Genomic DNA, 21,784 nt, shown 5'->3' on the forward strand with positions numbered 1-21,784 from the left:
GCAAACCCGGCGCAACTGATGGATAAGCGGCGCGTCAGACGAACACGGAGGCGAACATGAGTCAGACACCGCTGCCCGTCTCCGCTTCAGTGGACCCGGACATCGAGATCGATCAGGATTCGCTTCTCGATGCCGACAAGCCGCACGCGGCGCGCAAGTACATCGACGCGGTTCTCGAACAGTCGTTTCGCCATCTGTTCGGGCCGACCGCCACGCCGGAGCAGCCGCGCAAGCACGACGTCGTTTCCATCGCGAATCTGACGAATGCGCTGGCCAGCTACATCTCCGCCGACGAGATCAAGGAAGTCAAGGCGGCTTTCCATTTCAGCGACGAAGCACATCTCGGGCAGTATCGCCAGAGCGGTGAGCCGTACATCACGCATCCGGTCGCGGTCGCGGAAATCTGTGCGGGCTGGAAGCTGGACGCGCAGTCCATCATGGCCGCGCTCCTGCACGACGTGATCGAAGATCAAGGCGTGACCAAGACGGAAATCGCCGAGCGATTCGGCGCGAAGGTCGCGGAACTGGTCGACGGCTTGTCCAAGCTGGACAAGATGGAGTTCCGCAACCGCGAGGAAGCGCAGGCGGAAAACTTCCGCAAGATGCTGCTCGCCATGGCGCGCGACGTGCGCGTCATTCTGGTGAAGCTCGCCGACCGGCTGCACAACATGCGCACGCTGGGCGCGGTGCCGCCGGAGAAGCGTCGGCGCGTCGCGCGCGAAACGCTGGATATCTACGCGCCGATCGCGCATCGGCTCGGCCTCAACAACACGTATCGCGAGTTGCAGGACCTGAGCTTCGCGAACTTCAATCCGAACCGTTACGCCACGCTCGAAAAAGCGGTGAAGGCGGCGCGCGGCAATCGGCGTGAAGTGGTCGGCAAGATTCTCGAAGCGGTGCAGCGCACGATCGCGGACGCGAAGATTAGCGCCGAAGTCACCGGCCGCGAAAAGACCATCTACAGCATCTACAAGAAGATGCGGGACAAGCAGTTGTCGTTCTCGCAAGTGCTGGATGTGTACGGCTTTCGCGTGGTCGTGGAAAGCGCGCTGGAGTGCTACACGTGCATCGGCGCGCTGCATGCGCTCTACAAGCCCGTGCCGGGCAAGTTCAAGGATTACATCGCGATTCCGAAGGTCAACGGCTATCAGTCGTTGCACACCACGCTGGTCGGGCCGTTCGGCGCGCCGATCGAGTTCCAGATTCGCACGCGCAAGATGCACGAGATCGCCGAGGCGGGCGTCGCGGCGCATTGGCTCTACAAGAACGGCGGCGCGGATCTGAACGACGTGCAGAAGCGCGCGCATCAATGGCTCAAGTCGCTGCTCGACATCCAGAGCGAAGCGGGCGATTCGAGTGAATTCCTAGAGCACGTCAAGATCGACCTGTTCCCGGACGCGGTCTACGTGTTCACGCCGAAGTCGAAGATCATGCCGCTGCCGCGTGGCGCGACGGCGCTCGACTTCGCGTATTCGATTCACAGCGACCTCGGCAATCAGTGCGTCGCGGTCAAGATCAACAACGAACTCCTGCCGCTGCGCACGGAGTTGAAGAGCGGCGATATCGTCGAAGTGATCACGGCGCCGTACTCGAAGCCGAATCCCGCGTGGCTCGGGTTTGTGCGCACCGGCAAGGCGCGCTCGGCCATCCGTCATTATCTGAAGACGATGCGCCTGAACGAATCCGTGCAACTCGGCGAGCGGCTCGTCGACCAAAGTCTCAAAGGCTACGGTCTCGCGCTGTCGGACGTGACGCCGGAGGTCTGGGAAAAGCTGGTGCTGTGGACCGGCAACAAGACGCGTCAGGAAATCTTCGCGGATATCGGTCTGGGCCGGCGCGTGGCGGCCGTGATGGCCAAGCGCATCGAAGTGCTGATGAACGGCATTGCGGACGACGAGGATCATCCGCATCGCGAGCACCACAACACCAATTCCGCGCCGCCCGTGGTTATCACGGGTACGGAAGGCATGTCGGTGCAACTGTCGCCGTGCTGCCGCCCGATTCCCGGCGACGACATCATGGGCTATATCGGGATCGGGCTCGGCATGGCGATCCACACGACCGAATGCCGCGTCGCGCAGCGCATCCACCGGCGCGATCCGGGGCGCTGGATCGACGTGGCGTGGGCGCCGCAGCCGGGGCGTCTCTTCGACGTCGCCGTGAAGGTGCTCGTGAAGAACACGAAGGGCGTGTTCGCGCGCGTGGCGGCGGACATCACGTCGGCGGACGCGAACATCGTTCACATCGCAATGGACGAGGACGTCTCGCAGGAAGCGAAGCTGCTGCGCTTCGTCATTCAGGTGAGCGATCGCGTGCATCTCGCGAATGTGATGCGTCGCGTGCGCACGAATCTGGACGTGATGCGCATTGCGCGCGAGCGTCCGAGCGACGAGCCGCATCATCGCAATCAGGACGGCGGCATGCGCATCGACCGGGAACGCGCCGACTACTGATCCGGCGCGGGAACGCGGCGTGCATGCGGTCGTCAGTCGACCGAAAGCATGGAGAGCGCCGTTATGAATACATCCGACCTCGAAGGCCCCACGCTCGATTACTGGGTGGCGCGCGGCCTTCACGACTTCATCAGGGAAATCCACTTTACCGACAGCGGCACGACGCTCTCGATCCGCGGCAATGACCGCGGCAAGGCGTGGGACGGGCGGTTTCTGCCGTCGACGTCGTGGGAGGCCGCCTCTGTCGTGCTGGAGCGCGCCTGCCGGCTCGAAATGAGCGACGTGGGACGCGGGGAAGTGGAGTGCACGGCGACGTTCGGCAAGGACGGCGAGCCGGTGCACGCGCGGGGGCCGTCGCTGCGCGTGGCGCTCTTGCGCGCGTTCGTGCGGCATTCGTTCGGCGATACCGTCGAGGATGTCTACTTGCGGCATCCGCAGACCTTGCTCGGCACGCGCGCGGAAGCGATCAGCGAGCCGACGGCGTTCATCTCGGCGGAGGACGTGCCGGCGCCCAACGCGCGCATTGGCGATATCAAGTCGCCGCCACGGCCCTGACGATCAGCGTCGCGATAAGCGAGGGGAAAAACAAAAAGGGCCTTCCGGATGGAAGGCCCTTCAAAAGTGGCGCGGCTGGCAGGATTCGAACCCACGACCCCTTGGTTCGTAGCCAAGTACTCTATCCAACTGAGCTACAGCCGCACGCAAAACGGTACTACAACGATACTGCTAGTGACTTCAACGCGCTTTTGGTTAAGCGCTGGTGTTTGGCTTCGAAGCAAAACACCGGAAAAGGTGGCGCGGCTGGCAGGATTCGAACCCACGACCCCTTGGTTCGTAGCCAAGTACTCTATCCAACTGAGCTACAGCCGCACGCAGAAGCGGAATTATAGCCAAGCCCGTTTGAAAAGGGAAGAGGCGTTGACCGAAAAGTGGGTGAGATGGGCTAGCGTCGTGGTAAGTTGACGATTACACGCCTCTACACACTCAGCGCGCGATGCGCGGAATTCTGGAATCGGTTTGCACCATGAACAAGGCATTTGTCAAAGAATCCGACGAGAGCGACGACGATCTCGAACTGGGCCAGCCGGATGTGCCGGCCGGCGCGAAGAACTACATCACGCCTGCCGGCCATCAGCGGCTGCGCGACGAGTTGCTGCAACTGCTCGACAACGAGCGCCCGGAAGTGGTCAAGCTCGTGTCGTGGGCGGCGTCGAACGGTGATCGCTCGGAGAATGGCGATTACATCTACGGCAAGCGGCGCCTGCGAGAGATCGACCGGCGCATCCGCTTTCTGACGAAGCGTCTCGATCTCGCGGAGGTCGTGGATGCGCGCAAGCAGGAGAACGTCGATCAGGTCTTCTTCGGCGCGACGGTGGACTACGCGGGCGACGACGGCATCGTGCATACGGTGACGATCGTCGGCGTCGACGAGGTGGATTTGGACCGCGGGCACGTGAGCTGGATCTCGCCGGTCGCGCGGGCGCTCCTGAAGGCGCGTATCGGCGATACGGTGCCGCTGCACACGCCGGCGGGCGTGCAGCAGATCGATATTCTCGACGTGCGGTATCCGCGCTAGTTCGCGCGTCATGTCGGCGTAGAGACGAAAAAAAGCCGCTCCGAGGAGCGGCTTTTTAACAAGCAGAACTGCAGTCGAGGCTTAGAAGCGGTGACGAACGCCAACCGTTGCCGAGACTTGGTTCGAGGTCGACGAGATGCCAACGCCGTTGATCGTCGCGCCGATGTTCGTGCCGTCCGTGTTCGTCACGTGCTGGTACTCGCCCTGCAGATACACGTCGGTACGCTTCGACAGCGCATATGCCGTTTGGAGGTCGACCTGGTGGAACTTCGGCTTCACGCCTTCGATGCGCGCATCGGTGAACGTGTAGTTCGCTGCCAGCGACAGAGCCGGCGTCAGGTTGTAGCGGCCGTTCACTTCGTAGTTCTGGAAGCGCACGCTGTTGCCCAGCGTGATGTTGCCGAGACCTTGCGAGCCGACGTTCGTCAGACCGACGCCGCTGTCGAGCATGGTTTGCGTGAACACGAAGCCAACCGTCGCCGGACCGAACGCGTAGTTCAGGCCACCACCGAAGATGCGCTGACGGCCTGCCGAGAACGGAGCCTGGTCAGCCGTGACCGCGCCGCCCGCGATTGCCGCGCCCGCTGCATTGATCGGCGCGCTGTTGTTCGTCTGGAAGTACGCACCCGCCACGTTCAACGGACCGTAGTTATACGACACACCCGCGCTGTACGCACGGTTGTTCGCGAAACCGCCAGCCTGGTTCGAGAAGCCGTACATCGCGCCGAACTTCAGGCCAGCGTAGTTCGCGCTGGTGTACTTGACCGAGTTGTCGACGCGGAACGTGTTGGTCAGGTTGTCGTTATCGAACGGGTGGGCGAACTGCGTGCCGCCGTATTGCGTGCCCGTCAGAGCCAGAGGCCCGAGGAAGTCGACCACGGAGTCATATTGACGGCCGAGGGTCACAGCGCCGAACTGGTTGCTCGACAGACCAACATATGCCTGACGGCCGAACTCACGACCACCTTGGCCGTTCGTGCCGTTCATGATGTTGAAGCCGTTCTCCAACGTGAAGATCGCCTTCAGGCCGCCGCCCAGGTCTTCCGAACCGCGCAGGCCCCAACGGCTGCCGTTGACCGCGCCGCTCGTCGCCTTCCAGTTGCTGTGGCCGTTCTGATTGTTCGTGTAGGTGATGCCCGCATCGATCAGGCCGTAGAGCGTGACGCTGCTTTGCGCGTGAGCGGCGGTAGCGAAGACGCCCGTGAGGGCTGCGACCATGAGAGTCTTTTTCATCTTTGTAACTCCGAGAGCAGATTGGGCCTAAGGAACCCAGGCTTTGAGGAAACCTCGCTGCGACCGGCTGCGAGAGGCGCGGTCGGAGGAGCAACGTGCCGCGGACAGCGACGCGTTTGTTTCCGGACCAGACGAAGTGTAAAGACGGTGTTACATAGCGACACGTTCCACTTCGCGCAATAAATCATTCTCCGATTAGCAATGATCGCAAGAGGCGATTTTCTGCTTTAGATTCAGTGATTTATTGGCGAATAAAGGGCGCGGCGCTTAAGTGTCAACCAATCTGCGTTGCAGATGTGCGACACGATTTGCGCCGAAATGGAATGGGACGAGTTCGGAAAATGGATTGTTGAGAAAACAGCAACAGAAGATTGCCACGCCTGAGGGTAATTATTGCGACGGCGGTGGCTATACTGTCATTTCTGCTTTCCGAAGCAGACTTTTTCGTTGACGGAAAAGATCTCCAAACTTTGTCAGCGCGGCCTTTTGGTCGCGCTTTTTTTTTGCTTGTCACAGTGTGGTCGAGGCTTCAGCGGGCTCGAGGTCGACGGCTTCCTCCCGGTTCGGCACGAGGTCGTCGTCCAGCGGCGTGGCCCAGTCCTCGGTGACGTAGCGGCGGGCGTCCATCGGCGATGCAAGCAGGTTCTGCCAGTGATCACCGTGCCATGCCGGTTCGAATGAAAGCGGCGATATCGACGGCGCGCCAGATGGAATAAACGAACCGACGAGTGACTTCAGCCATTGCGCAAAGCGCGTCAAGTGATTCATCGTCGATCCTCCTATTCATTGCATCACATCTTATTTCCATGATCCTTTCGGGTGGAGAATCGGGCAAGGCGAGTTAACACTTACTCCTTGGTAATGAGATTTGCACCTCGCGCCAGATAATCGGCTTTTCACGAATGCTATCTTTATCGAAACTATATGCGCCGAGTAAAGCCGTCACATGATCCCAACTGCGGCTAGTTAATCAAGCGTGATGAAGTAACTTTGCAGAACGCCGCGAACCGTTAATTCCGGAGTTAATCAGCCGTGGCTGATCTACGCTGCCTGGCGAGGCCGCGAAGCGTGGCCCACACGGCGCAGCCGCCGAGCGGGAACGGCTGTCCCGCGTGGCGCAGGTGCGGCAAGGCCTACCACGCCGAATTTCCGAGCAGTATTCCCGCATGCGTTTTATGACTGGGGTTTATACGAGATTGCAAGGCGAAAACATGCGCGACCACGCGCGAAATCGGCTTTCGCCGTATCGACGCACCTGCGACTCCATAATATCCCGGTAAATCGGTGAAACTACCTACGTCGACGCCCTCAAGATATTCGATGAATTGCCGAGACCGCCCGATTTGCCCGAACCTTCCGCCGACGCCTCGGAGATACCGGTGCGTTAGAATGGGCAATTCGAATTCCCCGTTGCACGGCCGAAGCTGCCGCACTGCCTTAGATCACGATGCACCCCAATTTCCCTCCCGCGCTTGCACTGCCTTCCACCCCTCTCGTTTTCGTCGATCTCGAAACCACCGGCGGCACGTTCGGCGTCGATCGCATCACTGAAATCGGTATCGTCGAGGCCGGGCCGCAAGGGGTGTCGCAGTGGACCTCGCTCGTGAATCCGGAGCGGCCGATTCCCGCATTCGTTCAGCAGCTGACCGGCATCGACGACGCGATGGTGCGAGACGCGCCCACCTTCGCCGAACTCGCGGCCGGCTTGCTCGACCGGATGGACGGGCGGCTCTTCGTCGCGCACAACGCGCACTTCGATCACAGTTTTCTGAAGAGCGAGTTCAGGCGCATCGGCATGCGCTTCGTGCCGGACGTGCTGTGCACGGTCCAACTGTCGCGGGCGGTGTATCCGGCGGAAACGCGGCACGGGCTGGATGCGCTCGTCGAACGTCACGCGCTCGTGCCCGCCGCCCGGCATCGCGCGCTCGCCGATGCGGATCTGCTGTGGCAGTTCTGGCAGCATCTGCATCGGGCGCACGCGCCGGAGACACTGGCGGAACACGTGGGCCGGGTGACGCGCCGCTTCCGTCTCGCGGCGCAGATCGACGAAGACACGATCGAGCGCATTCCGGCGGGCTGCGGCGCGTACGTCTTCTTCGGCGACGACGACGCACCGCTCTATGTCGGCCGCAGCGTGCGCTTGCGCCAGCGCGTGCGCTCGCATTTGACCGGGCCGCGCCGGTCAGCGAAGGACCTGCGCCTGGCCGCCCTTGTGCGACGCGTGGAATGGAAGGCGACGGGCGGCGAAATCGGCGCGATGCTTGCCGAGGCGCAGATGATCGCGACGCTGCGTCCTTTGCTCAACCGCGCGCCGAAGTCCCGAGCCGGTGATGCGCGCGGCATGCCGTGGCCGCACACAGGCGCCATCGCCATCGAGGAACGCGACGCGGCAACCGGGCACCGCGCATGGCATGTGGTCGACAACTGGCAGTACTTCGGCACCGCTGGGACGCTCGAGCAAGCGCATGAATTGCGGGCGACAGGCGAACCCGCGCGTTTCGACCTGGCGGTATACCGCATTCTCGGCGAACGTCTGGCTCGCGGTCTCGCGTTCGTGCCGTTGCGGCAGGACGTGCTGGCGAGCGCGGCTTCCTAACCTCAGCCGATCCCGCCGACGCCGCCGGCCGCGCACACGTGAGACAACGCGCGCCCGAGCGGCGCGTTCATCGACGAGTCATAGCGCGTGACGTGCTTCCAGCGCGCGAGGCTATCGGCGAGACGCAGCGGACAGTCATCGGCGTGGCGCATCGGCTCGATACGCGAGAGCGCGGTCAACAGCGCGCTCGTCAGCCGATCCAGCTTCGGGCGGGTCTCGGTGGCGAGATCGGGCGGCGAACCTTCGGGCGCGGCCCTCAGCGCGCGCCAGTTCGCGAACAGCGCGTTCTGCACGTCCTTGCTCGCGTCGATCTGATCGCGGAAGAACTGCTGCGCGAATTCTGGATCGATGTCCGCGGCGCGTGCTTTTTCGTCAACGTGCCGGAGCAGCGCGGCTTCGCGCGGCGCGTCGGTGATCGGCTCGTGGCGCGCCCACTTATAGCGGGCGACCGGTTCAGCGAGAGCTAAGCGTTGAGAAACGAGCGCGATGAGGTTGGTGAACGCCGTGTCGTCGCCGTCTGCTTGCGCGGGCGCGGCAGCCGCGAGCAGCAGCGTGCAGGCGACGGTCAGGCGAGAAAGAAGAGAGAGAAGAGCGGGGGCCGATCGGTGGCGCATCGTCTGGGCGGTTCGCGCAAAAGCGCCAGCATAGCGCAGGCGCGCAGTCGTGCGGACGGTTGGATCAGGCGAGCGAAGCCAGGCGTCAGCCCGACTCGTTTCAGAAGGAGAGGGCGTGACGCTTCCTGGCGAGCGCCATGTGCGGACTGCGAAGTCCGTGCGCGCCGCGCGCACCGGGCGTCGTCTTCACGACGGCGGCGTGATGGTTCAGCGCGGCCGCCTACTTGACCGAAGCCAGCTTGCGCTGTTCGTCGAAGAACGCGCGCACGTGCTCGGGCAGTTCGGTCGCGAGAAACTCGACGGCTACCGGCTCCGGGTCCGGACAATGCACCTTGTCGGGCGTCGGGATTTTCGTCGGTTTGGCGTCCATGGTTCTCTCCTCGGGTGACATCGACATTCGATTGCTGGCTATTGCGACTGCTGCATGTCTCGTGCGCTGCCGCATGGCCGATTAACTGATCCTCTGTTTAAGCGTTATCGGTTCGGCGTGGCTTCGGCTTGAGCGCAAAACTATGGTGACCGATCAAGCATATGACCGTTCGTGCGGCGGTCGGTAATTTTCGCTGACGGATGAACCCGCTTACTTAAGTTTTAGCAAAAACAACCGCAGTGGACCAAGCCGTTAGAACAACGCGGAGCCCCGTCGCGCCAGGCGCGGCGCCGCGCCCACGCTGAATCGTTGCCTTTCCTCTATGGATATAACGATACCGGGAAACCTTCGTTGACGCTGTGGTGCAAAGCGGAAAATGGCTCGTCGTTGTACGAAAGCGCACATATCGCGCGATTTAGAGAAGCCGGTTGCGCGAATGCGAAATGCTTTTGCGTATTTGCGCCGCGAACCGAAATTCGAGGCAGTCGAGGAAGCCGGAGGAAGCAACTACGCATTGGAGGAGAGCCGGTCTCGCGCGCGTTCGAGACCACCAAAAACAAAAACCCGCGTCATTTGCATGAACGCGGGTTTTGGTTTGCTGCTTGAAGCTTGTGGTGCCGGAAAGAGGAATCGAACCCCCGACCTTCGCATTACGAATGCGCTGCTCTACCGTCTGAGCTATTCCGGCATCAGAGAAACAAGATTATAGCGACCACATTCTCGATTTGGCAAGACCCTGAATCAATTTTTCTTTGTCTGATGGTAGCGGGTGACGCGGTCCACTTCGTTCTTCGAGCCGAGGAACACCGGCACGCGCTGGTGCAAGCTCGTCGGGACGATGTCGAGAATGCGCCGCTCGCCGTCGGTCGCCGCGCCGCCCGCCTGCTCGACGATGAACGCCATCGGGTTCGCTTCGTACATGAGGCGCAGCTTGCCCGGGCGATCCGGCGTGCGCTTGTCGGCCGGATACATGAAGATGCCGCCGCGATTCAGGATGCGATGCACGTCCGCGACCATCGACGCGATCCAGCGCATATTGAAGTCTTCCTTGCGCGGACCGTCCTTGCCTTCGTTCAGTTCGTTGACGTAGCGCTGCACCGGCTCGTACCAGTGGCGGCTGTTCGACGCGTTGATCGCATATTCGCGGGTTTCCGTCGGCACCTGCATGTCGCGCTGCGTCAGCACCCAGGAGCCGAGTTCGCGGTCGAGCGTGAAGCAGTTGACGCCATTGCCCGTGGTCAGCACCAGCACCGTCTGCGGCCCGTACACGGCATAACCTGCGGCCACTTGTGCGCTTCCCGGCTGCATGAAGACCGCTTCCGTCGGGTCCGCGCCGTCCGGGCAGCGCAACACCGAGAAGATGGTCCCGATCGACACGTTCACGTCGATGTTCGACGAGCCGTCGAGCGGATCGAAGGTCAGCAGATAGTTGCCCTTCGGATAGCGGTTCGGAATCGGGAAGATCTTTTCCATCTCTTCCGATGCCATCGCGGCCAGGTTGCCGCCCCATTCGTTGGCTTCGAGCAGGATTTCGTTCGAGAGCACGTCGAGCTTCTTCTGCACTTCGCCTTGCACGTTCTCGCTGCCGGCGGAGCCGAGCGCATCGCCGAGCGCGCCTTTGCTCACCTGATAGCCGATTTGCTTGCAGGCCCGCGCGACGACTTCGATCAGAAGACGCAGGTCGGCCGGCAGGTTCTGGTGTTCGCGCTGCTGCTCGATCAGATACTTCGTGAGCGTGGTACGGCTGGAAATGGAGGACATGCTGGGCTCCGGTGAGCGTTAGACGAATATTCACGATTCTAACCGCTCGATCCTGCTCGCCCATGTGACAGCACCGGCCGTCGCCGCCATAAACAAGAATGGCCGTCGCACGAAACATCGCGCGACGGCCACTGAGCGGGTCAAGCGCGGTTACGCCGCCAACGCCTTCTCGACCACTTCCCGCACGTCGCGCGACTTCGCCTTCGACGCGACTTCGCTCAACGCCGCGTGCATCTTCTCGCGCAGCGCCGGGGTGAAGCGCCGCCACATCTCGAGTCCGCGCGCGAGCCGCGCCGCGACCTGCGGATTCAACGCGTCCAGCGCGATAACCTGCTCGGCCCAGAACGCGTAGCCGGAGCCGTCGACCGCGTGGAACTGCGCGGGATTGCCGCTACAGAAGCTAAAAATGAGCGAGCGCGCGCGGTTCGGGTTTTTCAGCGTGAATGCCGGATGCTGCATCAGCTGCCGCACGATCTCGATCACCTTACGCTGCTCGCCGCCGCGCTGCGTCGCCTGAAGCGCGAACCACTTGTCGACCACCAGCGCCTCCTTCTCGAAGCGGCGATAGAAGTCCGCGAGCGCCGCATCGGCGACGGTGGGGTCCGCGCCTGCCGTCGCGCTGGCAAGCAACAGCGCCGAAAGCGCGGCGGAGCGGTCCGTCATGTTGTTCGCGTCGTCGTACTGCTTTTGCGCGAGACGCACGGCGTCGCTCGGATCGTCGACTTGGCTCAGATAGGCGAGCGCCAGATTCTTGAGCGCGCGCTTGCCGGCGTCTTCGGGCGTCGGCCGGTATTCGCCCGGCGTCTGGTTCGCCTCGTAGACAGCGAGCCACTTGTCGCGCAACTGCGACGCGAGCCGGCGGCTCATGAACACGCGCGCCGCGTGCACCGCGGCGGGGTCCGACACGCTCATCTGCTCGGCGAGATAGCTCTCGGACGGCAGCATCAGCGCGAGTTCGCGGAAGGCGGGCGTGAGCGTGGTGTCGTCGAGCACCTGAGCGAACGCCGCGATCACTTCGTCGTCGATCGAAAGCGTCTCGCCCTTCGCCGCGCGCCCGGCGAGCGCGAGCAACTCGCGCGTGGCGAGGCGCTGGCCGGCTTCCCAGCGGTTGAACGGATCGCTGTCGTGCGCGAGCAGGAACGCGAGCTGTTCATTCGTGTAGTCGTATTCGACGATCACAGGCGCCGAGAAATTGCGCAGCAGCGAGGGCAGGGGCGCCTCGGCGACATCGACGAAGGTGAACGACTGCTCGCGCTCCGTGAATTCGAGCACGCGCGTCGTGCCGCTCGGCTCTTTTTCGCCTTCGAGACGCAGCGGCAGATCCGCACCGTTCGCGCCGATCAGACCGACCGCGAACGGAATCAGAAGCGGTCCCTTCTGCGTCGCGCGGGCGGCTTCCGAAGTCTCGCCGTAGCCTTGCGTCAGCGTCAGCGTGTACTTCTTGTTCGCGGCGTCGTAGGACGCGCGCACGGTGACGCGCGGCGTGCCCGCCTGGCTGTACCAGCGCTCGTATTGCGCGAGGTCGCGATGATTTGCGTCGGCCATCGCCTGACGGAAGTCGTCGCACGTCACGGCCTGGCCGTCGTGGCGCTGGAAGTAGAGGTCCATGCCGCGCCGGAAGCCGTCGCGGCCGAACAGCGTCTGATACATCCGCACGACTTCCGAGCCTTTCTCGTAGACGGTCATCGTGTAGAAGTTGTTGATCTCGACGTAGCTCTCCGGGCGCACCGGATGCGCCATCGGGCCGGCGTCCTCGGCGAACTGCATTTGCCGCAGCACGCGCACGTCCTCGATGCGCTTGGTCGCGCGGGCCGCCGCGCTCGCCGCGCCATCGGCGTCGCCCGCGGCCATGTCGGCGGAGAATTCCTGATCGCGGAACACCGTCAGCCCTTCCTTCAGGCTCAACTGGAACCAGTCGCGGCACGTCACGCGGTTGCCGGTCCAGTTATGGAAGTACTCGTGGCCGACCACCGCCTCGATGTTCGAAAAGTCCGTGTCCGTCGCCGTTTCCGGATTGGCGAGCACGTACTTTGTGTTGAAGATGTTGAGGCCCTTGTTCTCCATCGCGCCCATGTTGAAGTCGCTCACCGCGACGATCATGAAGCGGTCCAGATCCAGTTCCAGCCCGAAGCGCTTCTCGTCCCAGCGGATCGAGTGAATGAGCGAATCCATCGCGTGGCGCGTCTTGTCGAGATCGTGTTCCTCGACCCACACCTGCAGCAGCTTTTCCTTGCCCGAGCCGGTCTTGATGCGTTCTTCCAGCGCGACGAGCTTGCCCGCGACGAGCGCAAATAGATAACTCGGCTTCTTGAACGGATCTTCCCACTTGGCGAAGTGGCGGCCGTCGGGCAGATCGCCTTCCTCGATCAGATTTCCGTTGGACAAAAGCACCGGATACGCCGCCTTGTCGGCGCGCAGCGTGACGGTGTAGGTGGCCATCACGTCCGGACGGTCGAGGAAGTACGTGATGCGCCTGAAGCCTTCCGCCTCGCATTGCGTGAAGAAGTTGCCGCTCGACACATAAAGACCGGAGAGCGTCGTGTTCTGCTCCGGATTGCAGACGGTTTCGATGCTGAGTTCGAACGCGTCGCCGGGAAGGTCGCCGATCGACAAACCGTTCTCGCTGGTCTGCACGTCCGCGTGCGCTGCGCCGTTGATCGCGGCGCGCACGAACTCCAGTTGCTCGCCGATCAGTTCGAGGCGCGGCGCATGGCCCGGCGCGTCCGGGTTGCGGCGCAGGCGCATGGTGTTCTTCACGACCGTGCGCGACGGCACGAGGTCGAATTCCAGCGCGACCGAATCGATGAGGAAAGCGGGCGGCGTATAGTCCTCGCGGCGAATCACAGCGGACGCGGTCGGTGCGGGCGTGTTGGACATGGCAAGATCATCTCGGTGAGAGTGGCGGCCCGAACGCTCACGTGCGGCTCATGCGCGCACGAACGCGGGCTCAGCAGGTCGAACCATTGTACAAAACGGCTGGCTATCGTGAGTCCGGTGAGTCCGGTGAGTCCGGTGAGTCCGGTGAGTCCGGCGCCGCCGTTCGACGCTCGCCCGAGCGCAGTCAACGAAATGAGGATGGCCATGAACCTCTCGACCCATCGGCTGATACGCGCGGCCTCCCTGCCCGGCGCGTTGTGGCTTGCTGGCTGCACGACCTACGTCCAGACGCAGGTGACCGCGTTCTCGGACTGGACGGGCAGCGACGCCACGCGCACCTATGCGTTCGCCCGCGGTGACGACCAGCAGAACAGCATCGAGCAGAAGACTTACGAGACGCTCGTCGCGAGCGAACTGGCGAAATACGCGTTCAAGGAGGCGCCGCAAGCAAGCGCGCATTTTCAGGTGGCGCTCGCGTATTCCGTGCGCGGCGACCTCGTGACGGTGCGGCAGCCCGTCTATTACGATCCGTGGCCGTGGTACGGCTACTACGGCCGTCCGTTCTGGGGGCCGTGGGGCGGCTTCGGTCCATACGGCCCGTGGGGTCCGACGGGCTATGTCGACCAGAGTTACCCCGTCTATATCCACGCGCTGCAGATCCGCATGACCGAGCGCGTGACCGGACGCGAGGTCTACAAGGTGACAGCGGTCAATTCGACCGACGACGCCTCGCTGTATCGCGCGATGCCGTATCTCGCCCGCAGCGCGCTCGCCGACTTCCCGCTCGGCAACGGCACGGTGCGCACGGTGACGCTGCCGGTGGACAAGAACGTCGGCATCGGCAACGAGACGGCGGCATCGCCCGATTCGACGGCGAGCGGCGCCGCGCCGGCGCCTGCAACAGCGCCCAAAACCGCGGAGTGACGGTGGCTCGCGGCACGCCGAGACGCGCCAGAACAGGGCATTCGGCCGCGCCGCAATATATGCAGCGGCGGTCAATAAGCGATATATTCGCGGTCATGACAAAACCGTGTCCGCCCCGTCCGAAAGCCGTTCCCGAGCCCGCCACATGGGACGCCCGGCTCGCCCGCCGCCTCGTCACGCCGCTCGTCGGCACGCCCGTCACGCCGAATCATCTGACGACCGTTCGCCTCGCCATCGGGCTCGGCGGCGCGTACTACCTTTCGCTCGGCGACTTCTGGCTGTGCTCGCTCGGCGCGCTCCTGATCGCGCTGTCAAATTTCGTCGATCACACCGATGGCGAGCTTGCGCGCATCAGCGGTCAGTCGAGTAAGATCGGACACTTTTACGACCTTGCGTGCGACGCGCTCGTGACCGTGCTGCTCTTCGCCGGCATCGGTTTTTACGTCGCGGTGCATCATCCTTCGTACGCGACGGCCGCGCAGTGGCTCGGCGGCGTGGCGGGCGTCGCGGTCGCGCTCATTTTCTTCCTGCGCATGCGCATCGAGTCGATGGTCGGCAAGTCCGGCACCAAGCAGGCAACGGTCGCCGGCTTCGAAACCGAAGACGTGCTGTATCTGCTGCCGCTCGTGACGGTGCTGAACGGCATGACGCCGTTTCTGATCGCGGCGGCCATCGGCGCGCCGTTGTTCGCGGTGTTCGTCGCGGTGGACTACCGGCGCGTGACGCGCCGCGTGCGCGCCGAAGCCACCGTGCGCGCGAAGGCACAGACAGCACAGACGGCGCACGCCGCGCGCAAGGACGGCAACGATTTTCAGGCGGTGAGATGAGCGATACGGCAACTCCGGTCAACCAGCAACCTCGACAGTCACACGCGGACCACGCGGGCCGCCCGTCGCCACGCGATATCGACGCGACCCTCAACGCGCGCCTCGCCACGTTGCCCACGCCGAGGCTGCACGCGGACTACGAGAAACAAGGCTCCTTCCTCTATCTCGACGACTTCCTTCCGCGCGACTACACCGAACGCCTGATCGCCGCCGTGCACGACGTGATGCCGGCCGTGAACCGCAACTACCTGCCGGGCCACAAGGCGGGCGGCAGCGTGAGCCGTCATACGCTCGACAAGCTCGCGCCGTTCATCGCGGACCTGTACCGCTCGGAGGCGCTCATCAAGTGGCTGGAGGCGGTGAGCGGCGACAAGCTGCAACTCTCGCCCGAAGACGATCCGCACGCCTACGCGCTTTATTTCTACACGCGCCCCGGCGATCACATCGGCTGGCACTACGACACGTCGTACTACAACGGCCGCCGCTACACCATGCTGCTCGGCGTGATCGACGACTCGTCCTGCCGCCTCGACTACGAACTGCACACGCGCACGCCGAACGCGACGCCGCAGCCCGGCTCAGTGCAGTATCCGCCGGGCGCGCTGGTGTTCTTCGACGGCGACAAGCTCCGGCATCGCGTCACGCCGCTCGGCGAAAACGAGATGCGCGTGTCGCTCACGTTCGAGTACGTCACGAACCCGGAGATGCGGCCGTTCCAGCGTTTCATCTCGAACATGAAGGACTCGATCGCGTACTTCGGCTTTAAGCAGGTCTTTCGCCGCAAAGGCGGCAAGAACGGACAGGCATGAGCCGCGCGGGCACGTTTCTGCTGTCGATCGGCGTGGTGTTGTTCATCGCGCTGCTCGGCTGGCAAGGTTTCGGCTCGGTGGCGTCGACGCTCGCCGCCGCGGGCTGGGGCATCTTTGCGGTGGCCGCGTTTCACTTCGCGCCGCTCGTGCTCGACGCGGGCGCGATCAGCGTGCTCTTCTCCCGCAACGAACGCGACGTCACCTTGCGCGACGCGCTGCTCGCGCGCTGGGCGGGCGAATCGGTCAATAGCCTGATGCCCGCCGGACAAATCGGCGGGCCCATGCTGATGGTCCGCCATCTCTCGCAGCGCGGCATGCGCGCGCGCGACGCAGCCGCCGTCATCACCGTGAGCACGACGATGCAGACCGTCGCGCAGCTTCTTTTCGCGCTCGTCGGCGTCGTGCTGCTGACGAGCTACGCGGCGGGCGGCTCGTCGACGGTCGTGTCGATTGCGGTGCTCGCGGTCGTCGCCGTGATCGGCGCGATGATCTTCGGTTTCTATCTCGCGCAGCGGCGCGGTCTCTTCGGCCGCGCGATGCGCTTTGCGTCCGGCATTGCCGCGCGCTTTTCGAAGAAGCGCGACTGGTCGTTGCTTGTCACGCGCGCCGAGGCGGTCGATACGGCCGTGCACGCGCTGTATCGCGAGCGCGGCAAGGTGGCGGCGAGCTTCGGCCTGAGCCTTCTCGGCTGGATCGTCGGCACGGGCGAAGTCTGGATCGTGCTCGATCTGCTCGGGCATCCGGTCGGCTGGACGGAAGCGCTGCTGCTCGAAAGCCTCGGTCAGGCGATTCGCGGCGCGGCGTTCGCCATTCCCGGCTCGCTCGGCGTGCAGGAAGGCGGTTATCTGCTGCTCGCGCGCCTCGTCGGCCTGCCGCCCGAAACGGCGTTGGCGCTCTCGCTCGCCAAGCGCGCCCGCGAGCTCTTGCTCGGTGTGCCGGGCATCGTCTATCTGCATTTCGTTGAAAAAGGCTGGCAGCGCCGTCGTCTTGCGCGCGTGCCGGATATCGACTGATTCACCCTCGAAGGGAACAACAACCATGCGCGCAATTATTCTTGCGGCCGGGATGGGACTGCGTCTTGTTCAGCCCGAAGGCCAGCAAAAGCCGAAATGCCTGCTGCGCTTTGGCGACGCCTCGCTCCTCGAACGCCATCTTCATTATCTGAAGGGCGCGGGCGTCGATGAAATCGTCTTCGTCACCGGCTTCAAGCACGAACAGATCGAGGCGGAACTTGCGTCGATCGACTGGAAGCCGAAGACGGAGATCGTCGTGAACGAGGAATTCACGCTCGGCAGCGTGCTGTCCGTGCACACCGCGCGCGAAGCGATGACGCGCGGCGGCGACGTGCTGCTGATGGACGCCGACGTGCTTTACGACGAGCGCATCATCGAACCGCTGGTCGCGGGCGGCGCCGTGAATCGCCTGCTGATCGACCGCGATTTCGAAGCCGGCGACGAGCCGGTGAAGCTGTGCGTCGAAAACGGCGTGCCGGTGGAACTGCGCAAGCAGGTCGCGGCGGGCCTGAACTACGACACCATCGGCGAATCGGTCGGCTTCTTTCGCTTCGACGAGAAGACGGCCGCGCGTCTTGCCGATATCGTCGCGGATTATGTCGAAACGGGCCGCGCGAAGATGCCGCACGAAGAAGCGGTGCGCGACCTGCTGCTGGAAAAAGCCCACGTGTTCGATATCGCCGATGTGACCGGCGCGCCGTGGATCGAAATCGACTTTCAGAACGACGTGAAACGCGCAGCCGACGAAGTGCTGCCGCAGTTGCAACCGCTACGTCAGTTTGCAGGAGCATCCCAACAATGAACGCACCCCGAACCATTCCCGTCGGCTACTCGCGCACCATGCGCCTGCGCGAGATGCTGCAGAGCAGCCGCCTCGAATTCCTGATGGAAGCGCACAACGGCATCTCTGCGCGCATTGCGAAGGAAGCCGGTTTCAAGGCAATCTGGGGCTCGGGCCTCTCGATCTCCGCGCAGTTCGGCGTGCGCGACAACAACGAAGCGAGCTGGACGCAGGTTGTCGATAACCTCGAATTCATGGCCGACGCGAGCGATCTGCCCATTCTGCTCGACGGCGACACCGGCTACGGCAACTTCAACAACGTGCGCCGGCTGGTGAAGAAGCTGGAGCAGCGCGGCATCGCGGGCGTGTGCATCGAGGACAAGCAGTTCCCGAAGACCAACAGCTTCATCAACGGCGAAGCGCAGCCGCTCGCGGACATCGACGAATTCTGCGGCAAGATCAAGGCGGGCAAGGATTCGCAAAGCGATCCTAACTTTTCGATCGTGGCGCGCGTCGAGGCGCTGATCGCGGGCTGGGGGATGGAGGAGGCGCTCAAGCGCGCCGAGGCGTATCGCCAGGCGGGCGCGGACGCGATCCTGATCCACAGCAAGCTCTCGAAGCCCGACGAAATCCTGACCTTCGCGCGCGAATGGGCCGGGCGCGGTCCGCTCGTGATCGTGCCGACGAAGTACTACAGCACGCCGACCGACGCGTTCCGTCAGGCGGGCATCAGCTGCGTGATCTGGGCGAACCATCTGATTCGCGGCGCCGTCTCCGCGATGCAGGCCATCGCGAAGGAAATCCACGACAGCGAGACGCTCGTCAATGTGGAAGACCGGATCGCGACGGTGAACGAGATTTTCCGGCTGCAAGACGCCGACGAATACTCGGCGGCGGAGAACATCTATCTGACGGCGGCCAACGAAAAGCGCAGCGCGGTCGTGCTGGCGGCGAGCCGCGGCGCGGGCCTCGAAGCCGTGACGGCCGATCGTCCGAAGGTGATGCTGCCGGTCGCGGGCAAGCCGCTTCTGCGCCATCTCGTCGAGGCATTCAAGAAGGAAGGCATCAACGACATCACCGTGGTCGGCGGCTACCGTGCCGATGCGATCGATACGTCGGGCGTGCGGCTCGTCGTGAATGACAAGCACGCGTCGACGGGCGAACTGGCATCGCTCGCGTGCGCCGCGAAGCACATCACCGGCGACACGGTGCTGTCCTACGGCGACCTGCTGTTCCGCAGCTATATCCTGCGCGATTTGGTCGAATCGCCGAGCGACTTCTGCGTCGTCGTCGATTCGTCGCAGACGCCGCAATCGGGCGCCTCCGCGACCGACTTCGCATACTGCTCGCAACCCGATGACCGTGCGCTCTTCGGCCAGAAAGTGTGGCTGGAAAGCGTGGTCGGCGCGGGACACGGCCTGACCGAAGGCCGCGTGCCGCAGGGCCGCTGGATGGGTCTCATCAATGTGCGCGGCGGCGCCCGTGACCGCCTGCTCGCGGTCCTCGCGCAGCTTCAGGCGCGCCCCGACTTCGATACGCTCGACATGGCCGCGCTGCTGAATGCGCTCGTCGCGGCGGGCGAAAAGATCGAAGTGCAGTACGTGCACGGCCACTGGCGCGGCGTGAACGACCTCGACGACTTCCGCCGCGCGGGCGACTTCGCGCACGGACAAACGCCGATCGGCTCGGAAGGTCTGGAGAACGCGCGTGATTGAGGCCGCCCAGTTCGTCGAGGCGGCGCGCGCGCGCGGCTTCGACTGGTATGCGGGCGTGCCGTGCTCGTTTCTCACGCCGTTCATCAACTACGTGCTGCAGGACGAATCGCTGCATTACGTGTCGGCGGCGAACGAAGGCGATGCGGTCGCGCTGATCGCGGGCGTGGCGCTTGGCGCAGCAAACGGCGCGGGGAACGGCGAGCGCAAACGTCGCGGCATCGCGATGATGCAGAACTCCGGCCTCGGCAACGCGGTGAGCCCGCTGACCTCGCTCACGTGGACGTTCCGGCTGCCGCAGCTTCTGATCGTGACGTGGCGCGGCCAGCCGGGCGTCGCCGATGAGCCGCAGCACGCGCTGATGGGCCCGATCACGCCGCAGATGCTCGACACGATGGAGATTCCGTGGGAGCTTTTCCCGACGGAAGCGGACGCCATCGGTCCGGCGCTCGACCGCGCGACCGAATACATGGACCGCACCGGCCGTCCGTATGCGCTCGTGATGCAGAAGGGCAGCGTCGCGCCGTACGAACTGAAGAAGACCGGGCTGTCGGGCGTGCGCTCGACCGAAGCGCACGCGCCGGTCGACCGATTTGAAGGCGAGCGCGTGACGCGTCATGCCGCGCTCGAGCGCGTGATCGCACGCACGCCTAAGGATTCGACCGTCGTTCTGGCCTCGACCGGCTTCTGCGGCCGCGAACTGTACGCCATCGACGACCGCGAGAATCAGCTGTATCTCGTCGGCTCCATGGGCTGCGTGACGCCGATGGCGCTCGGGCTCGCGTTGTCGCGTCCGGATCTCACCGTCGTCGCGCTCGACGGCGACGGCGCCGCGCTCATGCGCATGGGCGCGTTTTCGACGCTCGGCGCCTACGGCCCGGCGAACCTGATTCACCTGTTGCTCGACAACGGCGCGCACGAATCGACCGGCGGACAGGCGACCGTCTCGCGCGGCGTCGATTTCGCGTCGATCGCGTCGGCGTGCGGCTACGCGCTCGCGCTCGACGGCGACGACATCGGCGTGATCGACCGCCTCTTCGACGCGCAAGCGCCCGAAGGCGCGCGCTTCGCGCGGCTGTCGATCCGCACCGGCACGCCCGCCGACCTGCCGCGCCCGAAGATCACGCCGGAAGACGTGCGCGCGCGTCTGCAACGACACATCGGAGAACGCTGATGCTGCTGCTCAATCCCGGTCCCGTCACGCTGACCGAACGCGTGCGCAACAGCCTGCTGCAAACGGACCTGTGCCATCGCGAGCCGGAGTTCTTCGACTTGCAGGACGAAGCGAGAACCCGGCTCGTCGCGGCATACGAGCTCGATCCCGCGAAGTGGACCGCGGTGCTGATGACCGGTTCCGGCACGGCAGCCGTCGAAAGCATGATCGCGGGCCTCGTGCCGGAAGGCGGTCGGCTGCTCGTCGTGGAAAACGGCGTGTATGGCGACCGCATCGCGCAGATCGCCGCGCAGTACGGCATCGAGCATGACGTGCTGAAGTACGAATGGATGCAGGCGCCGGACACCGACGCGATCATCCGCATGATCGACGAGAAGGCGTTCTCGCACGTCGCGATCATTCATCATGAAACGACGACGGGCCGCCTGAATCCGCTCGATGCGCTCTCGCGGGCGTGCGCCGAACGCGGCGTCGGCCTGTTGGTGGATGGCGTGAGCAGCTTCGGCGCGGAAGCGATCGACTTCGACGGCGGCGGCATCGTCGCGGTGGCGGCGACGGCGAACAAGTGCCTGCACGGCGTGCCGGGCGCGGCGTTCGTGATCGCGCGACGCGACGCGCTGGCGAAGGCCGCGAGCCGCACGTACTACCTCGGCATCGCGCGGCTCGCGAAGTTGCAGGACGCGCGCAACACGCCGTTCACGCCGTCGGTGCACGCGTACTACGCGCTCGTGGAGGCGTTGCGCGAGTTCGAGGACGAAGGCGGCTGGCGCAAGCGCCACGCGCGCTATGCGGCGCTCGCCGAGCAAGTGCGAGCGGGCTTTGCGGCGCTCGGAATCGAAAGCGCTTTGCCGGCGGACGAGTCGTCGGTCGTGCTGCGCGCGTACCGGCTGCCGGCGGGCATCAGCTACGAAACGCTGCACGATGCGCTGAAGGCCAAGGGCTTCGTGATCTACGCGGGGCAGGGCGGCTTGTCGAAGACCTTGTTCCGCATCTCGACGATGGGCGCGCTCGACGCCAGGGACATGGATCGCCTGATCGCATCCGTCGCGGAACTGCTGCGTTAA

18 protein-coding genes and 3 tRNA genes are annotated in these 21,784 nt (G+C 64.1%); 12 read left to right on the plus strand and 9 right to left on the minus strand.

Going from position 1 to position 21,784, the window contains the following annotated elements; all coding sequences use genetic code 11:
* The first annotated feature begins 56 nt into the window (after positions 1 to 56).
* Both LDZ24_RS03455 and LDZ24_RS03460 read left to right on the plus strand, forming a co-directional pair.
* The gene (locus tag LDZ24_RS03455) at positions 57 to 2,453 is read left to right on the plus strand and encodes a bifunctional (p)ppGpp synthetase/guanosine-3',5'-bis(diphosphate) 3'-pyrophosphohydrolase (protein ID WP_248321614.1); all 2,397 of its coding nucleotides are present in this window, start codon (positions 57 to 59) and stop codon (positions 2,451 to 2,453) included.
* A gap of 63 nt (positions 2,454 to 2,516) precedes the next feature.
* Positions 2,517 to 3,008: a phage protein NinX family protein gene (locus LDZ24_RS03460; protein WP_175939757.1), complete on the plus strand. Its 492-nt coding sequence runs from the start codon at positions 2,517 to 2,519 to the stop codon at positions 3,006 to 3,008.
* Positions 3,009 to 3,075: 67 nt separating this feature from the next.
* Here the strand turns inward: LDZ24_RS03460 and LDZ24_RS03465 are convergent.
* Together LDZ24_RS03465 and LDZ24_RS03470 are read right to left on the minus strand one after the other, a co-directional pair.
* Positions 3,076 to 3,152, minus strand: a tRNA-Arg gene (locus tag LDZ24_RS03465).
* 94 nt (positions 3,153 to 3,246) lie between these two features.
* A tRNA-Arg gene (locus LDZ24_RS03470) sits at positions 3,247 to 3,323 on the minus strand.
* A 154-nt stretch (positions 3,324 to 3,477) separates the two neighbouring features.
* On the opposite strand from LDZ24_RS03470, the gene greB reads away from it, so the two are divergent.
* Positions 3,478 to 4,029 (plus strand): transcription elongation factor GreB, encoded by a 552-nt coding sequence (greB, locus tag LDZ24_RS03475; protein ID WP_248321616.1) that lies wholly within the window; start codon positions 3,478 to 3,480, stop codon positions 4,027 to 4,029.
* Between the two features lie 81 nt (positions 4,030 to 4,110).
* Here the strand turns inward: greB and LDZ24_RS03480 are convergent, their stop codons facing one another.
* Positions 4,111 to 5,262 (minus strand): porin, encoded by a 1,152-nt coding sequence (locus tag LDZ24_RS03480; protein ID WP_248321618.1) that lies wholly within the window; start codon positions 5,260 to 5,262, stop codon positions 4,111 to 4,113.
* A gap of 510 nt (positions 5,263 to 5,772) precedes the next feature.
* Positions 5,773 to 6,030: a hypothetical protein gene (locus tag LDZ24_RS03485; RefSeq protein WP_248321620.1), complete on the minus strand. Its 258-nt coding sequence runs from the start codon at positions 6,028 to 6,030 to the stop codon at positions 5,773 to 5,775.
* 679 nt (positions 6,031 to 6,709) lie between these two features.
* On the opposite strand from LDZ24_RS03485, the gene LDZ24_RS03490 reads away from it, so the two are divergent.
* Entirely contained in the window at positions 6,710 to 7,858 is a 1,149-nt protein-coding gene (locus LDZ24_RS03490) for an exonuclease domain-containing protein (protein WP_248321621.1), read from the plus strand.
* Positions 7,859 to 7,860: 2 nt separating this feature from the next.
* On the opposite strand, the gene LDZ24_RS03495 is transcribed toward LDZ24_RS03490, so the two are convergent.
* From LDZ24_RS03495 to pepN, 5 genes are all read right to left on the minus strand, one after another.
* Positions 7,861 to 8,472 carry a chorismate mutase gene (locus LDZ24_RS03495; RefSeq protein ID WP_248321622.1) on the minus strand — a complete coding sequence of 204 codons (612 nt, stop codon included), beginning with the start codon at positions 8,470 to 8,472 and terminating at the stop codon, positions 7,861 to 7,863.
* 220 nt (positions 8,473 to 8,692) lie between these two features.
* Positions 8,693 to 8,842, minus strand: a complete 150-nt coding sequence (locus LDZ24_RS03500) for a hypothetical protein (RefSeq protein WP_175939762.1) — start codon at positions 8,840 to 8,842, stop codon at positions 8,693 to 8,695.
* A gap of 612 nt (positions 8,843 to 9,454) precedes the next feature.
* Positions 9,455 to 9,530: transfer RNA gene (locus LDZ24_RS03505), tRNA-Thr, on the minus strand.
* 53 nt (positions 9,531 to 9,583) lie between these two features.
* Positions 9,584 to 10,603: a class 1 fructose-bisphosphatase gene (locus LDZ24_RS03510; protein WP_248321623.1), complete on the minus strand. Its 1,020-nt coding sequence runs from the start codon at positions 10,601 to 10,603 to the stop codon at positions 9,584 to 9,586.
* Positions 10,604 to 10,753: 150 nt separating this feature from the next.
* Positions 10,754 to 13,480, minus strand: coding sequence for an aminopeptidase N (gene pepN / locus LDZ24_RS03515; RefSeq protein ID WP_248321624.1), 2,727 nt, complete (start codon positions 13,478 to 13,480; stop codon positions 10,754 to 10,756).
* A gap of 204 nt (positions 13,481 to 13,684) precedes the next feature.
* On the opposite strand from pepN, the gene LDZ24_RS03520 reads away from it, so the two are divergent.
* From LDZ24_RS03520 to LDZ24_RS03555, 8 genes are all read left to right on the plus strand, one after another.
* A complete protein-coding gene (locus tag LDZ24_RS03520; protein ID WP_248321625.1) occupies positions 13,685 to 14,404 on the plus strand; it encodes a DUF4136 domain-containing protein in 720 nt (239 codons plus the stop codon).
* A gap of 95 nt (positions 14,405 to 14,499) precedes the next feature.
* The gene (locus tag LDZ24_RS03525; protein ID WP_248321626.1) at positions 14,500 to 15,231 is read left to right on the plus strand and encodes a CDP-alcohol phosphatidyltransferase family protein; all 732 of its coding nucleotides are present in this window, start codon (positions 14,500 to 14,502) and stop codon (positions 15,229 to 15,231) included.
* Positions 15,228 to 16,040, plus strand: coding sequence for a 2OG-Fe(II) oxygenase (locus LDZ24_RS03530; RefSeq protein ID WP_248321627.1), 813 nt, complete (start codon positions 15,228 to 15,230; stop codon positions 16,038 to 16,040). Before LDZ24_RS03525 ends, LDZ24_RS03530 begins: the two co-directional genes overlap by 4 nt.
* On the plus strand, positions 16,037 to 17,053 hold the full coding sequence (locus tag LDZ24_RS03535) for a flippase-like domain-containing protein (RefSeq protein ID WP_248321628.1): 1,017 nt from the start codon (positions 16,037 to 16,039) through the stop codon (positions 17,051 to 17,053). Before LDZ24_RS03530 ends, LDZ24_RS03535 begins: the two co-directional genes overlap by 4 nt.
* A gap of 25 nt (positions 17,054 to 17,078) precedes the next feature.
* Entirely contained in the window at positions 17,079 to 17,855 is a 777-nt protein-coding gene (locus LDZ24_RS03540) for an NTP transferase domain-containing protein (RefSeq protein ID WP_206467776.1), read from the plus strand.
* Positions 17,852 to 19,549 carry a phosphoenolpyruvate mutase gene (aepX, locus tag LDZ24_RS03545; protein ID WP_248321629.1) on the plus strand — a complete coding sequence of 566 codons (1,698 nt, stop codon included), beginning with the start codon at positions 17,852 to 17,854 and terminating at the stop codon, positions 19,547 to 19,549. Before LDZ24_RS03540 ends, aepX begins: the two co-directional genes overlap by 4 nt.
* Positions 19,542 to 20,720 (plus strand): phosphonopyruvate decarboxylase, encoded by a 1,179-nt coding sequence (aepY, locus tag LDZ24_RS03550; RefSeq protein WP_248321630.1) that lies wholly within the window; start codon positions 19,542 to 19,544, stop codon positions 20,718 to 20,720. The genes aepX and aepY overlap by 8 nt, the downstream gene beginning before the upstream one ends.
* On the plus strand, positions 20,720 to 21,784 hold the full coding sequence (locus LDZ24_RS03555) for a 2-aminoethylphosphonate aminotransferase (protein WP_248321631.1): 1,065 nt from the start codon (positions 20,720 to 20,722) through the stop codon (positions 21,782 to 21,784). Before aepY ends, LDZ24_RS03555 begins: the two co-directional genes overlap by 1 nt.

This window comes from Caballeronia sp. Sq4a, assembly GCF_023170545.1.
Lineage (GTDB): Bacteria > Pseudomonadota > Gammaproteobacteria > Burkholderiales > Burkholderiaceae > Caballeronia.

Bases quoted from the DNA above. Each gene is read 5' to 3' on its own strand.
- LDZ24_RS03455 (WP_248321614.1), top strand. From the start codon at position 57: ATGAGTCAGACACCGCTGCCCGTCTCCGCTTCAGTGGACCCGGACATC.
- LDZ24_RS03460 (WP_175939757.1), top strand. From the start codon at position 2,517: ATGAATACATCCGACCTCGAAGGCCCCACGCTCGATTACTGGGTGGCG.
- greB (WP_248321616.1), top strand. From the start codon at position 3,478: ATGAACAAGGCATTTGTCAAAGAATCCGACGAGAGCGACGACGATCTC.
- LDZ24_RS03480 (WP_248321618.1), bottom strand. From the start codon at position 5,262: ATGAAAAAGACTCTCATGGTCGCAGCCCTCACGGGCGTCTTCGCTACC.
- LDZ24_RS03485 (WP_248321620.1), bottom strand. From the start codon at position 6,030: ATGAATCACTTGACGCGCTTTGCGCAATGGCTGAAGTCACTCGTCGGT.
- LDZ24_RS03490 (WP_248321621.1), top strand. From the start codon at position 6,710: ATGCACCCCAATTTCCCTCCCGCGCTTGCACTGCCTTCCACCCCTCTC.
- LDZ24_RS03495 (WP_248321622.1), bottom strand. From the start codon at position 8,472: ATGCGCCACCGATCGGCCCCCGCTCTTCTCTCTCTTCTTTCTCGCCTG.
- LDZ24_RS03500 (WP_175939762.1), bottom strand. From the start codon at position 8,842: ATGGACGCCAAACCGACGAAAATCCCGACGCCCGACAAGGTGCATTGT.
- LDZ24_RS03510 (WP_248321623.1), bottom strand. From the start codon at position 10,603: ATGTCCTCCATTTCCAGCCGTACCACGCTCACGAAGTATCTGATCGAG.
- pepN (WP_248321624.1), bottom strand. From the start codon at position 13,480: ATGTCCAACACGCCCGCACCGACCGCGTCCGCTGTGATTCGCCGCGAG.
- LDZ24_RS03520 (WP_248321625.1), top strand. From the start codon at position 13,685: ATGAACCTCTCGACCCATCGGCTGATACGCGCGGCCTCCCTGCCCGGC.
- LDZ24_RS03525 (WP_248321626.1), top strand. From the start codon at position 14,500: ATGACAAAACCGTGTCCGCCCCGTCCGAAAGCCGTTCCCGAGCCCGCC.
- LDZ24_RS03530 (WP_248321627.1), top strand. From the start codon at position 15,228: ATGAGCGATACGGCAACTCCGGTCAACCAGCAACCTCGACAGTCACAC.
- LDZ24_RS03535 (WP_248321628.1), top strand. From the start codon at position 16,037: ATGAGCCGCGCGGGCACGTTTCTGCTGTCGATCGGCGTGGTGTTGTTC.
- LDZ24_RS03540 (WP_206467776.1), top strand. From the start codon at position 17,079: ATGCGCGCAATTATTCTTGCGGCCGGGATGGGACTGCGTCTTGTTCAG.
- aepX (WP_248321629.1), top strand. From the start codon at position 17,852: ATGAACGCACCCCGAACCATTCCCGTCGGCTACTCGCGCACCATGCGC.
- LDZ24_RS03555 (WP_248321631.1), top strand. From the start codon at position 20,720: ATGCTGCTGCTCAATCCCGGTCCCGTCACGCTGACCGAACGCGTGCGC.